At 67.1% G+C, this 14,017-nt stretch carries 14 protein-coding genes and 1 tRNA gene; 10 read left to right on the top strand and 5 right to left on the bottom strand.

Going from position 1 to position 14,017, the window contains the following annotated elements:
- The first annotated feature begins 40 nt into the window (after nucleotides 1-40).
- Both ACXC9Q_RS24380 and pyk read left to right on the top strand, forming a co-directional pair.
- Nucleotides 41-1,591 (top strand): metallophosphoesterase family protein, encoded by a 1,551-nt coding sequence (locus ACXC9Q_RS24380; RefSeq protein ID WP_457058973.1) that lies wholly within the window; start codon nucleotides 41-43, stop codon nucleotides 1,589-1,591.
- A gap of 99 nt (nucleotides 1,592-1,690) precedes the next feature.
- Nucleotides 1,691-3,142: a pyruvate kinase gene (pyk, locus tag ACXC9Q_RS24375; protein WP_457058972.1), complete on the top strand. Its 1,452-nt coding sequence runs from the start codon at nucleotides 1,691-1,693 to the stop codon at nucleotides 3,140-3,142.
- A 45-nt stretch (nucleotides 3,143-3,187) separates the two neighbouring features.
- Here the strand turns inward: pyk and ACXC9Q_RS24370 are convergent, their stop codons facing one another.
- The 3 genes from ACXC9Q_RS24370 to ACXC9Q_RS24360 all read right to left on the bottom strand — a co-directional run bounded on the left by ACXC9Q_RS24370 (nucleotide 3,188) and on the right by ACXC9Q_RS24360 (nucleotide 4,465).
- Nucleotides 3,188-3,526: a VOC family protein gene (locus tag ACXC9Q_RS24370; RefSeq protein ID WP_457059188.1), complete on the bottom strand. Its 339-nt coding sequence runs from the start codon at nucleotides 3,524-3,526 to the stop codon at nucleotides 3,188-3,190.
- A 65-nt stretch (nucleotides 3,527-3,591) separates the two neighbouring features.
- Nucleotides 3,592-4,275 (bottom strand): transcriptional regulator, encoded by a 684-nt coding sequence (locus ACXC9Q_RS24365; RefSeq protein ID WP_457058970.1) that lies wholly within the window; start codon nucleotides 4,273-4,275, stop codon nucleotides 3,592-3,594.
- Between the two features lie 116 nt (nucleotides 4,276-4,391).
- Nucleotides 4,392-4,465: transfer RNA gene (locus ACXC9Q_RS24360), tRNA-Leu, on the bottom strand.
- A gap of 87 nt (nucleotides 4,466-4,552) precedes the next feature.
- Between ACXC9Q_RS24360 and ACXC9Q_RS24355 the strand changes: the two genes are divergently transcribed.
- The 7 genes from ACXC9Q_RS24355 to ACXC9Q_RS24325 all read left to right on the top strand — a co-directional run bounded on the left by ACXC9Q_RS24355 (nucleotide 4,553) and on the right by ACXC9Q_RS24325 (nucleotide 12,033).
- Nucleotides 4,553-5,323, top strand: a complete 771-nt coding sequence (locus ACXC9Q_RS24355; protein WP_457058968.1) for a transcriptional regulator — start codon at nucleotides 4,553-4,555, stop codon at nucleotides 5,321-5,323.
- Nucleotides 5,324-5,338: 15 nt separating this feature from the next.
- Nucleotides 5,339-5,929, top strand: a complete 591-nt coding sequence (locus ACXC9Q_RS24350) for a response regulator (RefSeq protein ID WP_442914054.1) — start codon at nucleotides 5,339-5,341, stop codon at nucleotides 5,927-5,929.
- Between the two features lie 179 nt (nucleotides 5,930-6,108).
- Nucleotides 6,109-7,350 carry a branched-chain amino acid ABC transporter substrate-binding protein gene (locus ACXC9Q_RS24345; RefSeq protein WP_457058967.1) on the top strand — a complete coding sequence of 414 codons (1,242 nt, stop codon included), beginning with the start codon at nucleotides 6,109-6,111 and terminating at the stop codon, nucleotides 7,348-7,350.
- 84 nt (nucleotides 7,351-7,434) lie between these two features.
- Entirely contained in the window at nucleotides 7,435-8,751 is a 1,317-nt protein-coding gene (locus tag ACXC9Q_RS24340; protein ID WP_457058966.1) for a branched-chain amino acid ABC transporter permease, read from the top strand.
- Nucleotides 8,748-10,460 (top strand): branched-chain amino acid ABC transporter permease, encoded by a 1,713-nt coding sequence (locus ACXC9Q_RS24335; RefSeq protein ID WP_457058964.1) that lies wholly within the window; start codon nucleotides 8,748-8,750, stop codon nucleotides 10,458-10,460. The genes ACXC9Q_RS24340 and ACXC9Q_RS24335 overlap by 4 nt, the downstream gene beginning before the upstream one ends.
- Complete coding sequence (locus ACXC9Q_RS24330) at nucleotides 10,457-11,320, top strand: ABC transporter ATP-binding protein (protein WP_457058963.1); 864 nt, start codon at nucleotides 10,457-10,459, stop codon at nucleotides 11,318-11,320. The genes ACXC9Q_RS24335 and ACXC9Q_RS24330 overlap by 4 nt, the downstream gene beginning before the upstream one ends.
- A complete protein-coding gene (locus tag ACXC9Q_RS24325) occupies nucleotides 11,317-12,033 on the top strand; it encodes an ABC transporter ATP-binding protein (protein WP_405066048.1) in 717 nt (238 codons plus the stop codon). Before ACXC9Q_RS24330 ends, ACXC9Q_RS24325 begins: the two co-directional genes overlap by 4 nt.
- Nucleotides 12,034-12,078: 45 nt before the next feature.
- On the opposite strand, the gene ACXC9Q_RS24320 is transcribed toward ACXC9Q_RS24325, so the two are convergent.
- A complete protein-coding gene (locus ACXC9Q_RS24320) occupies nucleotides 12,079-12,819 on the bottom strand; it encodes a DUF554 domain-containing protein (RefSeq protein WP_457058961.1) in 741 nt (246 codons plus the stop codon).
- Nucleotides 12,820-12,946: 127 nt separating this feature from the next.
- Here ACXC9Q_RS24320 and ACXC9Q_RS24315 point away from each other — a divergent pair, with 127 nt between their 5' ends.
- On the top strand, nucleotides 12,947-13,585 hold the full coding sequence (locus ACXC9Q_RS24315) for an N-acetyltransferase family protein (protein ID WP_457058960.1): 639 nt from the start codon (nucleotides 12,947-12,949) through the stop codon (nucleotides 13,583-13,585).
- Here ACXC9Q_RS24315 and ACXC9Q_RS24310 read toward each other — a convergent pair.
- Complete coding sequence (locus tag ACXC9Q_RS24310) at nucleotides 13,548-13,967, bottom strand: PaaI family thioesterase (RefSeq protein WP_457058959.1); 420 nt, start codon at nucleotides 13,965-13,967, stop codon at nucleotides 13,548-13,550. The two genes, ACXC9Q_RS24315 and ACXC9Q_RS24310, sit on opposite strands and share 38 nt — an antisense overlap.
- Between the last annotated feature and the right edge of the window lie 50 nt (nucleotides 13,968-14,017).

Here is a 14,017-nt window from a genome sequence, read left to right as displayed (position 1 = left end):
GGTCGGTGCCCAAGGTGGGGCGTCCCGATAGGTTGAGAGGGTGGCTACGCGCCTGGTGACCAAGGCTCGGCTCCGTGCGATCGCGCCGTGGGCCGCACTGACCGCGCTCTGGCTGGTCACCTCGGTCGCGATCGGTCTGCTCGCGTTCGCCAACGATTCCGAGCGGGTCACGATCGGCGCCCACGCGGCAACCGTCTCGCCGACCTTCGACGGGCACGCCACCGTCGACCTCGGTGCCGTGCTGCCCCGGTTGCGGATCGCGGCGCACAATCCGCTCGGGCTCGGCGTGAACGTCGACGTCCAGGAGACCGACGCCGACAACCTGACCGACCTGATCAACCGCGACGCCCTGATCGCCTCGCAGCCCGACGGTGAGATCGCGCGGATCCAGCAGGTGGTGCAGGACATGGCGGTCGACGACGGGCTGGCCGGCGCCGGTTCCGGTCTACTCGTGGTCGTCGTGGTGGCGACCGTCTGGGCAGTGATCGGCGCCCGGCGGCGCCGCGAGCTGTGGCACCTGGTGCACCGGCACGAACGACGCATCGAGCACCGCGCGATCGTCGTCCTGGTCGCGATGCTGATCACGATCGCGTCGATCTTCGGCCCGGCGCGGATGCGGCCGGCCGACGTACCGCCGACCGAGTGGCGCCCGCTCGCCCAGCTGCTGCCGGAGATCCCGCTGGACAAACAGCTGCAGGGGGTCGAAGTCGCGTCCGGGTTCTCCACCACGGGTGGGGTGGGAGTGATCCGTACGGCGGTCGAGACGTACCAGCGATCCACCCGGTTCTACGGTCAGCTGAAGGACCGGGTCGGGGACGTCGCCGACGAGATCCACCAGCCCGGCGAAGGCCAGAAGGTCGCGATCCAGGTCAGCGACCGGCACGACAACATCGGCATCGACGGCTTCGCGGCCGAGGTGGCGAAGGCGGCCGGTGCCAAGATCCTGATCGACGCCGGGGACGACACCTCGTCGGGTCAGTCCTGGGAGGTGTTCAGCATCAACTCGTTGCGCCAGCACTTCAAGGACCTCAAAGTGGTCGCCGTCGCGGGCAACCACGACGCCGGTGGACACGTCGAGAACGCCATGCGCAAGAACGGCTTCACGGTGCTCGACAGCAAGCCTGTCGAGGTCGAGGGCATCCGCTTCCTCGGCGACAGCGATCCGACCAAGACCGGCCTGGGCAGTGCGGACCAGCCCGGCGACGAAACCACCTCCGAGCAGTCGAAGCGGCTGGCGGACGTCGCCTGCGAGCAACCCGAGGACAAGCGGATCTCGACGTTCGTGGTCCACGACCCGTCGTCGTTCGCCGACACCGCCGCCCGGGGCTGCGCGACCCTGCTGCTGTCGGGTCACCTGCACCGGCAGGTCGGCCCGGAGAGCAAGGTGGTCGACGAGCGCCCGGTCACGACGTACACGAACGGCACGACCGGGGGAGCGGCGTACGCCTTCGCCCTCGGCTACACGCTGCGCCGGCCAGGTGAGGTCACCCTCATCACGTACCAGAAGGGTCAGCCGATCGGCCTCCAGACGGTCACCGCCGAACTGACCGGCGACATCACGGTCGGCGCCTACACCCCCTTGCCTTCTTGACGATTCAGGCATCGTCCCCGGTTGTCATCACCTGTTAACGGTCCAGTAAGGGGGGCGGACCACCGGGTGTAGTGGTTTGTAGGAGTAGGGTTTTGTGACGTGCGTCGCGCAAAGATCGTTTGTACGCTTGGCCCGGCTACGGCCGCCCCCGAGCGCATCCTGGAACTCGTCGAAGCCGGTATGGACGTCGCCAGGCTGAATCTCAGCCACGGTGCCCATGCCGAGCATGAGCGGATCTATCAGCGGATCCGTACCGCCGCGGCGGAGACCGGCAAGAACGTCGGCATCCTCGTCGACCTGCAGGGCCCGAAGATCCGGCTGGCCGAGTTCGCCGAGGGCAAGGCCACGCTGACCTACGGCGAACGCTTCACCATCACCACCCGGGAGGTGCCCGGTGACGCGACCATCTGCGGTACGACGTACGACGGCCTGCCGGGCGACGTGAAGCCGGGCGACCAGCTGCTGATCGACGACGGCCGGATCGCGCTGGTCGCCGAGGAGGTGACCCTGACCGACGTGGTCTGCCGGGTCACCGTCGGCGGCCCGGTGTCGAACCACAAGGGCATCAACCTGCCCGGTGTCGCGGTCAGCGTGCCGGCGATGTCGGAGAAGGACGCCGAGGACCTGCGCTGGGCGCTGCACCTACCGGCCGACATGATCGCGTTGTCGTTCGTGCGGGACGCCGCCGACATCCAGCTGGTGCACAAGATCATGGACGAGGAGGGTCTGCGGATCCCGGTCGTCGCCAAGATCGAGAAGCCGCAGGCGGTCGCCAACCTGGACGAGATCATCGACGCCTTCGACGGGTTCATGGTGGCCCGCGGTGACCTCGGCGTGGAGCTCCCGCTCGAGGAGGTCCCGCTGGTCCAGAAGCTGATCATCGACCAGGCCCGGCTGAACGCGAAGCCGGTGATCGTCGCCACCCAGATGCTGGAGTCGATGATCTCCGCGCCGCGGCCGACCCGGGCCGAGGCGTCCGACGTCGCGAACGCCGTCCTGGACGGTGCCGACGCCGTGATGCTGTCCGGTGAGACCAGCGTCGGCCGGTTCCCGATCGAGACCGTCAAGACGATGGCCCGGATCGTGGAGTCGACCGAGGAGCACGGCCTCAGCCGGGTCCAGTCGATCGAGTGGGAGCCGCGGACCAAGGGCGGCGTGATCGCCCGGGCCGCCGCGGACGTGGCCGAGCGGCTGGAGGCGAAGTACCTGATTGCCTTCACCCAGTCCGGCGACACCGCGCTCCGGCTGGCCCGCTACCGCACCGAGGTCCCGCTGCTGGCGTTCACCCCGGTCCCGTCGGTCAGCGCCTGGCTCAGCGTGGTGTGGGGCATCGAGACGCACATCGTCCCCACCGTCGACCACACCGACGAGATGGTCCGCCAGGTCGACCAGCGGCTGCTCGAGCTCGGCAAACTCCAGAAGGGCGACCTGGTCGTGATCGTCGCCGGCTCCCCACCCAGCCTCCCCGGCTCCACCAACGCCCTCCGGGTCCACCGTATGGGCGACGCCATCGAAGGCATTGCCCCGGCCTACCGCAGCCCCAACCCGTAACCACCTGAGGTGAGGCGGGCAGCCGAGTCGGCTGTCCGCCTCTCGTCATTCCTGCAGGTTGTAGGCGACCGGGTGCAGTGGCTGGTACACGGGCAGGCGCGCGCCGCTGGGTAGCGGGATGCTGGCGAGCCGGCCCCAGCGTTCCTCGCTGATCTCACGCGAGACGTCGACCCCGGCAGCGGCCAGCTTGTCGAACAGCGCCTCGATGTCCTCGCACATCAGATAGAACTCGTGCCGCTCGTCCCCATCACTCGGATGGACCGCGACCTCCGCCGGCGGCAACCGAAAGATCAACCACCCCGCCCCGGTATCCACATGCGGAAACCCCAGCACCTCCGCAATGAACCCCCGATCAGCCTCCGCATCCCTGCTGTACAAAATCACATGAGCCCCAACAAACACGCCGAACTCCTTTCACTCCAACCCTCACGGTACGACGAGCACCTCGCCTACGACTTCGGCCCGACAAACTCGTCCAGCCTCGCGACCGCCTCGCGCCGAGCCACCGACAACGCGTTGCGCCGAGGCATTCGCCACGCGATGTCCAGCAAGCCGAGCGCCCACTGACAGATCCCCATGATGTCGGCCGATTCGTTGGAGAACATGTAGCGCGGGTACTTGTACCTCTTCACCTGGCCGCCAACCGTCCGTGTGGCCCAGTTCGCCACCCGGCAGCCATCCGAGTCGAACAGCCCGCGAAGGAACAGTTCCGGGTGCTCGGCAACGATCTCCCGCTGCCAAGTCGTCAGCTCGATCCGGCGCCGGTGCTTCGGCCCAACCCCGTGCTGGGGGAACAAGCACGGCCAGTGCTTCCAGTATGAAACGACTGACGTGTAGCCAACAGCCTGGACCCGATGGACTGGTCGACTTGGGTGCACCGCGACCGTTGCCGCCTCTGCCTCGTCGATCAGTCGCGGATAGGCATCGTCACAGGCGATGCGCAGCGCATAGACGTCCTTCCGATGCCTCGAAAGACATCCGTCGCCCAGGTAGAGCCCGAGGAGATGCGCGTACGACGCCTCCGCCAGCGCCACGTCCGTGCAGCGGGGGCAGCCACTCGGGTAAGGCCGACGACCCTCGCGCTCCCGCCAGTCGCGGAGCGTGGCCCGACTCACGCCGAGCCGCTTGCTCATCGCATTGAGACTCTCACCGCGCGCCATGGCAGCTCGCGCCACAGCACGCACTTGCTCGTCGTACGTGATGTGAGATTCGCAGGAAGGACCGACAGAATTCGGTCTGTGGAGAGAGGTGCCCTGGGTGGGACTCGAACCCACACTGAACGGGTTTTGAATCCGCGCTCTCTGCCAATTGGAGTACCAGGGCTGGCTTGCCAGATCCTAGCGTACTCAGGCGATCGGCCGTGAATCCGGGGCGACACGAAACTGTCGGTGCTCTGACCGAGCATGTGGCATGGGGCACATCAGGGCGCAGGAGACGGTGGATTCCGCGTTGCGGATGTCGGACAACGGCGTAAGCGATCGGGTGAACGCCGAGATCCATGGCGTGGCGATCAAGACGATCCGGCGATGGCGGCGGCTGTATCAGCGGCGGGGACTACCGCGAGGGACAGGATTTCAGGGGACGCCGTGTCCACGGTGTGATGGTGCCGCGTTGGACGAGACGACGTACGCGCTCCTGCTGGGGTGGTATCTCGGTGACGGGCATATCGCGAAAGCGCGGCGTGGGGTCTTCTGTCTGCAGATCGCCAACGATCAGAAGTATCCGCAGCTGAACCAGGAGATCGCGGCCACGATCAGGCTGGTGAAGCCGACCGCGAGTCCGTGCCTGCGGAATGGGCAAGGCATGATCCGGATCGAGGCTCGGTGGAAGCACTGGCCATGCCTGTTTCCGCAGCATGGTCCCGGGCTGAAGCATTTGCGGAAGATCGAGCTGGCGGACTGGCAGCGGGAGATCGTTGCCAAGTACCCCGAACAGTTGCTGCGAGGACTGTTTCACTCGGATGGGTGCCGGTTTGTGAACTGGGCGAGTAAGCCGGACGGCAGGCGGTACTACTACGTGCGGTACATGTTCTCGAACGAGTCCGAAGACATCATCGGGATCCTCACCGATGCCTTGGATCTACTCGGGATCCCGTGGCGGAGGCCGCGACGCAACGCCATCGCGGTGAGCCGGAAGGAGGGGGTCGCCGCGCTGGATGGCTTCGTGGGTCCGAAGAGCTGACGCGGGGTCGATAAGGTGTCTGGTGTGACTGCTAAGCGTGTGGTGATCGCTGAGGATGAGGCTTTGATCCGGATGGATCTGGCCGAGATGCTGGCCGAGGAGGGGTACGACGTCGTCGGGCAGGCGGGGGATGGGGAAGAGGCCATCCGGCTGGCGACTGAGCATCGGCCGGATCTGGTCATCCTCGACGTGAAGATGCCGAAGCTGGACGGGCTGAGCGCGGCGGAGAAGATCGCCGGCGACCGGATCGCCCCGGTGCTGATGCTGACCGCGTTCTCGCAGCGCGAGCTGGTCGAGCGGGCCCGCGACGCCGGCGCCATGGCGTACCTGGTGAAACCGTTCTCCAAGGCCGATCTGCTGCCCGCGATCGAGATCGCCGCCTCCCGGTACGTCGAGCTCGCCGAGCTGGAGCGTGAGGTCGCCGACCTGGCCGAGCGGCTGGAGACCCGCAAGCTGGTCGACCGGGCCAAATCGATCCTGCAGACGAAGTTCGGGCTGTCCGAGCCGGACTCGTTCCGGTGGATCCAGAAAACCGCAATGGATAAAAGAGTTTCCATGCGTCAGGTCGCGGAGTTGGTTGTTGACGAGGCTGGCGGTAGCGACTGAATCACTCTCCGCTCATACCCGTGAGCGCGCGTACAGCAATCACTGATCCTCACACTGCTTACCGCTGTAACGACCTCACAACACACGCTCCGTCACATCGCCGGAAGAGCTTGCTGAGGTCTAACCTGCGGGTGCTCGCGGGAAACGCGGGAGTCCGGAGTTTCCCGGACTATCCAGACATGGGAGGAACAGTGCACCAGCGTTCCGTAGTAAGGGTCGGCGCGTCGCTGATCGTTGCGTCGTTGGCCCTGACTGCCTGCGGCTCACGCAGTGGCAACGACTCCGGGGGGAACTCCGGAGGTTCGACGAAGACTGCCAAGATCGGCGTGATCGCGCCCTTGTCGGGAGACTTGTCGGCGCTGGGCCTGGGCATCCAGCACTCGGTCGAGCTGGCCGTGAAGCAGGCCAACGACTCCAACGCGATTCCGGGCTGGAAGCTCGAGGTCGTGCCGAAGGACGACGAGGCGAAGCCGGACCCGGGTAAGAACGCCGCGACCGCGCTGGCCGGTGACAAGGACGTGATCGGCGTGGTCGGCACGCTGAACACCAGCGTCAGCCAGCAGGTCCAGCCGGTCCTCGCCTCGGCGAAGATCGTCCAGGTCTCGCCGGCCAACACCGGCCCGGGCCTGACCCAGGGCGCCAACTGGCAGACCGACCCGAAGCGGCCGTACCCGACGTACTTCCGCACCTGCACCACCGACGCGGTGCAGGGTCCGTTCGCGGCCCGGTACCTGTACGAGACGGCGAAGATCACCAAGGTCGCCACGATCCACGACAAGAAGGCGTACGGCCAGGGCCTGGTCGGCACCTTCACCGAGGAGTTCAAGAAGCTGGGTGGTCAGGTCGTCGCGGCCCAGACCATCAACCCGGACGACTCGAACTACCAGGCCGTGATCTCCTCGATCAAGCCGTCCGGCCCGCAGGCGATCTACTACGGTGGTGAGTACCCGCAGGCCGGTCCGCTCTCGCAGCAGATGAAGGCCGCCGGTCTGAACGTCCCGCTGATGGGCGGCGACGGCATCTACGACCCGAAGTACATCACCCTGGCCGGTAAGACCAGCGACAACGACCTGGCCACCTCGGTCGGCGCGCCGGTGGACACGCTGGACTCGGCGAAGAAGTTCGTCGCCGACTACAACGCGCAGGGCTACAAGGACCCGTACGCGGCGTACGGCGGTTACTCCTTCGACGCGGCCAACTCGATCATCAACGCGCTGAAGACCTCGCTGAAGGACGCCAGCGACGCCGAGTCGGCCCGCCAGGCCACGGTCGATGCCATGAGCAAGGTTTCCTTCGACGGTGTGACCGGCAAGGTCGCCTTCGACCAGTACGGCGACACCACGTCGAAGGTGCTCACCGTGTACAAGGTGGCCGGCGGCAAGTGGGCCACCGTCGAGACCAAGGCCTTCGAGTCCAAGTAACCAGAGTCGACCCCATGCCTCGGGGGTGGGAGCGATCCTCCCACCCCCGTGGCGTGTCATAACTGAGGCAGATGGGAGGTCGACGTGGACCAGTTCTTCCAGCAGCTCGTGAACGGGCTGACCCTGGGGTCGCTGTACGCCCTGATCGCGGTCGGTTACACCGTCGTCTACGGCATCGTGCAGCTCATCAACTTCGCCCACGGCGAGGTGTTCATGATCGGTGCGTTCGGCGCACTGACGACGTGGCTGTTGTTCTTCGACGGCAAGACCGACCTGTGGATCCTGCCGATCATGATCATCGGCGCCATCATCGCTTCGGTCAGTACCGCCGTGGCGATGGAACGTGTCGCGTACCGTCCCCTGCGGAACGCGCCACGACTCGCACCGCTGATCACCGCGATCGGTATCTCGGTGTTCCTGCAGGAGTTCGTCCGGCTGTTCTACGAGCGCCCGGGCTGGACGTTGTTCGCCTTCGCCGGCCTGGCGCTGGGCATCGGCTACTACGTCGGCGCGCGAGTGTCGAAGGCCGAGCTGAACCACCCGGTGACCAAGTGGTACGACCGTGCCGCGCTGATCGGCGCCGTGGTCGGCCCCGTCGCCGTCTGGGTAGTGGTACGGCAGATCAACAACGACCTGTCCGCCGTGCTGGTGGTGGGCGTGGTCATCGTCGGCGCGGTCGTCGGCACGGCGATCGGCTGGCTGGCCGGTCTGGCCGTACGACGGAGGGCGCGGACGGAGATCAAGATCCCGGCGATCGCGGCGTCCGCGGCCACCGCAGCCGTCGCCGCGGTGGTGGGCTGGGTGCTCTTCGAGAAGCTCATCAACAGCATCACCTGGCCGAGCGCCAAGCAGCGCATCCCGTTCCCCCAGATCGATGTGGTGACCGGGACCGCGTTCGATGTCGGCGGCGTGACGATCCAGCGGTCCGCGATCTTCACCATGGCCGCGCTGGCGGTCTGCGCCGCTCTGCTGTGGTTCTTCATCAACCGGACCCGGCTCGGCCGCGGTATGCAGGCCGTGTCGCAGGACCCGGACACCGCCCGGCTGATGGGTATCAACGTCGACCGGATCATCGTGGTCGCGTTCGCCCTCGGCGCCGTGCTCGCGGCCATCGCGGGTGTCTCGCAGGGACTGCAGAACAACAACATCGACTTCCGGATGGGCTTCCTGGCCGGTCTGAAGGCGTTCACCGCCGCGGTGCTCGGTGGTATCGGCAACGTGTTCGGCGCTGTCGTCGGTGGTCTCGTGCTCGGCGTCATCGAGGCGATGGCCACGCAGTACATCCCGGGTCAGTTCGGTGGTAGTACCTGGAAGGATGTCTGGGCCTTCGTGATCCTGATTCTGGTACTGGTGTTCAGGCCGCAAGGCCTGCTCGGCGCGAGGGTGGTGGACCGGGCATGACCGATGTGAAGACACCTCCGACGGAGCCGGAGACCGCGGCTCAGCCGTACGCCAACCCGTTCGCCTGGCCGTTGGGCCTGGCCGGTGTGGTGCTGGTCGTCGTGGGCTCGTTCTTGTCGTGGAGCTACGACAGCACGATCTTGGGCGACCTGTCGATCAACTTCTACCCGGGTGGCCTGCAGATCCTGGCGATCATCCTCGCCTTGCTCGCGCTTGTCCTGCTGCTGGCCGAGAAGGGCCCGCTGACGAAGCTGGGCGTGTGGCTCGACGCCACGGCCGGTCTGCGGGCACTGGGCTTCACTCTGACGCTGTACATGCTGCTGGTTCTGATCGCGATCTCGGTCGACTCCGACGGCCTGATCAACGTGAACCCCGGCGCGTACATCTCGTTCGTCGGTGCCGTGCTGATCCTGGTCAGCGCCTGGATGCTGCCGTTGCGGCAGTTGCGCGACATGAGCGAGGCCAAGCTGCCGGCCTGGCTCGAGATCCTCGCGATCGCGGTGCTGATGGCCGGCGTGCTGTTCCTCGCGGCGTACGCGCTCGGGTTGGAGGACGCCTGGTCGTTCATCCTTTGCCTGGTGTTCATCGCCGCGGTCGTGGCCGTACTGTTCCGGTCCGGGGCAATGAGCTGGGTCGGCCACGTCTCGCAGCGGCAGCGCAAGGTGCTGACGCTGTCGGCGGTCGTGGTCGCGTTCCTGTTCCCGTTCACCCAGGGGGGCTCGGACGCGAACATGTCCATCGCCACCCAGGTGCTGGTCTTCGCGGCGACCGCGATGGGTCTGAACATCGTGGTCGGTCTGGCCGGCCTGCTCGACCTCGGGTACATCGCGTTCCTCGGGTGCGGCGCCTACGTGGCCGCCACCATGTCGACGTCGGCGTTCGCCACCGTCGGGTGGAAGCCTCCGTTCCTGGTCGTGATGCTGATCGGCGCCAGTGTCGCGGCGACCCTGGGTCTGATCATCGGCACGCCGACACTGCGGGTCTCGGGTGACTACCTCGCCATCGTGACCCTGGGCTTCGGTGAGATCTTCCGGTTCTCGATGTTCAACCTGGACGGCAACAACGGCCCGAACCTGACCAACGGCCCGAACGGTGTCCCCGGCATCCCGGACCTGGAGATCGGCGGCTTCAATTTCGGCGACGTGCACACGGTCGCGGGGATCGAGCTGGGCCGGTTCTCGAACTACTACTTCCTGCTGCTGGTGCTGACCGGCTTCGTCATCCTCGTCTTCTCGCGGCTGAACAACAGCCGGATCGGCCGTGGCTGGGTGGCGATCCGGGAGGACGAGAAGGCGGCTGAGGCGATGGGCGTGAACACGTTCGGGCTGAAGCTGCTCGCGTTCGCGACCGGTGCCTTCCTGGCCGGCCTGGCCGGCACCATCAAGGCCCATCAGGACGGCGCGGTCAGCCCGGACCAGTTCATCTTCCTGGAGTCGGCGTTCCTGCTCGCCGCGATCGTGCTCGGCGGTATGGGCACCATCGCCGGTGTGTTGCTGGGGGCAATGATCCTGAAGCTGCTGCCGGAGAAGCTGCGGTTCTTCTCGGAGTACCGGCTGCTGCTGTTCGGCCTGCTGCTGGTGCTGATGATGCGGTTCCGCCCGGAGGGTCTGGTCGCGAACAGACGCCGCCAGTTGGAGTTCCACGAAGAGGACGAGCAGCTGGCCGTCGAGATCGACGAAGAGCACCTGTTCGTCGAGGAGGCGAAATGACCGTCACCGAAACGACCCCGGCACCGGCCCGGGCGTCCGGCGCCGCGGTGCTGGAAGCCACCGGCGTGACCATGCGATTCGGTGGTCTGCTGGCGGTCAACGACGTCAACCTGACCGTCCGCGAAGGCCAGATCGTCGGCTTGATCGGCCCGAACGGGGCCGGCAAGACGACCTTCTTCAACTGCCTGACCGGTCTCTACAAGCCGACCAGCGGCGAGGTCCGGTTCGCCGGTACGCCGCTGCCGCCGAAGCCGCGGGCGGTCGTCAAGGCCGGGATGGCGCGGACGTTCCAGAACATCCGCCTGTTCGCCAACATGACCGCGCTGGAGAACGTGATGGTCGGCCGGTACTGCCGGACCAGCTCCGGCGCGCTCACCTCGGTCCTGCGGGGGCCGAAGTTCCGCCGCGAGGAGGCTGCCACCATCGCCCGGGCCCAGGAGCTCCTCGACTTCGTCGGCCTCGGCAAGTCCACCGACCACCTGGCCCGGAACATGCCGTACGGCGACCAGCGCCGGCTCGAGATCGCGCGGGCGCTGGCCACCGACCCGAAGCTCGTCCTGCTGGACGAGCCGACGGCCGGTATGAACCCGCTGGAGACGCGGCAGGCCAGTGACCTGATCTTCAAGATCCGGGACTCGGGCCTGTCGGTCGTGGTGATCGAGCACGACATGCGGTTCATCTTCAACCTCTGCGACCGGGTGCTCTGCCTGGTCCGCGGCGAGGCGCTGATCGAGGGCACGCCGCAGGAGGTGCAGTCCGACCCGCGGGTGATCGAGGCCTACATCGGCACCGGCGAGCAGGACGACGACGAGGACGTCGTACCGCAGGACGTAGTCGACGGTGGGGAGGAGAAGCCGTGACCGCGATGCTCGAGGTCCGCGACCTGGAAGTTGCCTACGGCAAGATCGTCGCGGTGAAGAAGATCAGCTTCAGCGTGGAGCAGGGGCAGGTGGTGTCGCTGATCGGCACCAACGGCGCCGGCAAGACCACCACGCTGCGGACGATCTCGGGCCTGCTCCGGCCGACGTCGGGCGAGATCCTGTTCCAGGGCGAGCGGATCGAGCAGGTGGCGGCGCACGACATCGTGGCGCGTGGACTGGCGCACTCCCCGGAAGGGCGGCGGATCTTCCCGCGGCTGTCGGTCGAGGAGAACCTGCTGCTCGGCGCGTTCGCCCGGAAGGATCCCGCGGGCGTGCGCACCGATCTGGATGCGGCGTACGACCTGTTCCCGATCCTGGGGGAGCGGCGCAAGCAGCCGGCCGGGACGTTCTCCGGTGGTGAGCAGCAGATGCTGGCGATGGGCCGGGCGATGATGAGCCGGCCGAAGCTGCTGATGCTGGACGAGCCGTCGATGGGGCTGTCGCCGATCATGATGAAGCGGATCATGTCGACGGTCACCGAACTGCAGCAGCAGGGCACCACGATCCTGCTGGTGGAGCAGAACGCGCAGGCGGCGCTGAAGCGGGCCGACTTCGGCTACGTGCTGGAGGTCGGCAAGATCGTGCTGTCCGGCTCCGGCCGCGACCTGCTGGTCAACGACGAGGTCCGCAAGGCCTACCTCGGCGAGGACTGACTCCGTTGCTCTGAGCCCCCTGGTGCGAACACAGCACCAGGGGGTTCAGTTGCGGATGACAACAAGTAGCTGCACGAGCAGGGGAGCGACGATCAGCGCCGGCAGCAGATCGGCTACCGCGACCTGCTTGAGCTTCAGCAGCCGCAGCGCGACGCCGATCAGCATCACCCCGCCAGTGGCCCCCAACGCAGTCACATGCGCCTCCGGGAGTACGTCGCCCAGTACGGCGCCGACCGCGGTCACCGAGCCCTGGACGACCAGCACCACCAGCGCGGAGGCAGCCACGCCCCAGCCGAACGATGCGGCGAACGCGATCGAGGTGAAACCGTCCAGAACCGCCTTCAGGTACAGCTGATCCGCGCCGCGGCCCAGCCCGTCGGACAACGACCCCAGGAACGTCAGCGGCCCGACACAGAACACCATCGATGCCGAAACGAAGCCCTCGACGAAGGTGCTCTGTCCCTCGCCCCGGTCGAACCGTTGCTGGATCCACGCGCCGAAACCTTCCAGCCGCAGCTCGATCCGCAGTAGCGAGCCGGCGATCCCGCCGATCAGCATCGCGCCGAGCACGATCAGTACCGGAGCGCTGTCGCCGACGGCGTCACTGAGGACGCGATCGCTGACCGCGAGCGCCCCCGAGATCGCGATCACCAGCGTGACCAGACCGATCGCATCGGTGACGAGATCGCGGGTCCGGTGACTCAGCCGGTGGCCGATGAGTACGCCGAGTACCGACCCGACGAGCACCGTCGCGACGTTCACCACGGTGCCGATTCCGATGAACAAAACTGTCTCCGATCACCCCGTGCGGTGCAGCTTTTGCAAGTGACCTCCGAGGGCCTACTGTTGCGCGAGGACGAGCGTATCCGCCGTCTCCGTTCACCTCGGGGGTGGACCAGACCAGGAGGTCGCTGTGGCAGCAGCCATCGAGGTGCGGGACGCCCGGCGTGGTGACGCCGATGCCCTCGTCGCGTTGTGGCGCGAGCTGGCCGGCGCCGGCGCGCATCCGTCCCGGTTGCCCGCGACGCCGTCCGCGGCCGCCGTCGAGGTTGCCGTCAGCAAGCACCTGGACGATCCGTTCGGCCGGCTGCTGGTGGGTGAGCTGGACGGCGAGGTGCACGGGATGGCGTATCTGCGCCGGACCATGGTCACTCCGCTGCACGACGACCAGACGGTGGCGGTCGAGTACCTGCACGTCAGTGACGTCGCCCGCCGGCACGGCCTGGGCAAGGCGCTGATCGCGGAGGCGGTCGCATGGGCCGAGCACGAGAGTTGCGCACACCTGGCCGTGGTCGCGCCCGCGATCGCCCGTGAGGCGAACAGGTTCCTGGCGCGGCTGGGTCTCGGACAGGCCGGCGTACTGCGGTTCGCGACTACGCACACGGTGCGTCGCCGGATCGCCGCGGAGCACGCGCCGAACCTGCTCGCCCTGCTCTCGTCACGCCGGTCCGCGGTCGCCCGGCGGGCTCAGCTCAGCCGACCGCTGCCGGCCGACGCGCCGCTGGGTGTCGACGTCAGCTACCCGGCGGAGCCTGAATCAGCTGGCACGTGATCCGCGCGGTGCAGACCCGCTTGTCCCGGTCGTCGGTGACGACCACTTCGTACGACGTCGTGGTCCGGCCGAGGTAGATCGGGGTGGCGACCCCGGTCACGGTCCCTTCGCGGACCGCGCGGTGGTGGGTGGCGTTGATGTCGACACCGACCGCGACCTTGCCGTAGCCCGCCGCGTGCAGCGCGGATCCGATGGAGCCGAGGCTTTCCGCGAGTACGCACGACGCGCCGCCGTGGAGGAGACCGTAGGGCTGGGTGTTGCCGTTGACCGGCATCGTCGCGACCACCCTGTCCGGGGATGCCTCGCTGACAACGATTCCCATCAGCTGCAGCAGAGTCCCGTCCATGCCCATGCCCGGCCCGAGGTCCAATTGATCAGTCACAGGGGCAGACTACGCGGGTGTGTCAGAACTGTCGGGGGGAACCACTAGAG

This window comes from Kribbella sp. CWNU-51 (assembly GCF_054073265.1).
Note: the sequence above shows the minus strand (reverse complement) of the source record. Positions and strands in the feature narration are given on the sequence as shown.

Excerpts from the sequence above, each read along its gene's own strand:
- ACXC9Q_RS24355 (WP_457058968.1), top strand. The coding sequence starts at position 4,553 with ATGGGGCACATCAGGGCGCAGGAGACGGTGGATTCCGCGTTGCGGATG.
- ACXC9Q_RS24335 (WP_457058964.1), top strand. The coding sequence starts at position 8,748 with ATGACCGATGTGAAGACACCTCCGACGGAGCCGGAGACCGCGGCTCAG.
- ACXC9Q_RS24330 (WP_457058963.1), top strand. The coding sequence starts at position 10,457 with ATGACCGTCACCGAAACGACCCCGGCACCGGCCCGGGCGTCCGGCGCC.
- ACXC9Q_RS24345 (WP_457058967.1), top strand. The coding sequence starts at position 6,109 with ATGGGAGGAACAGTGCACCAGCGTTCCGTAGTAAGGGTCGGCGCGTCG.
- ACXC9Q_RS24365 (WP_457058970.1), bottom strand. The coding sequence starts at position 4,275 with ATGAGCAAGCGGCTCGGCGTGAGTCGGGCCACGCTCCGCGACTGGCGG.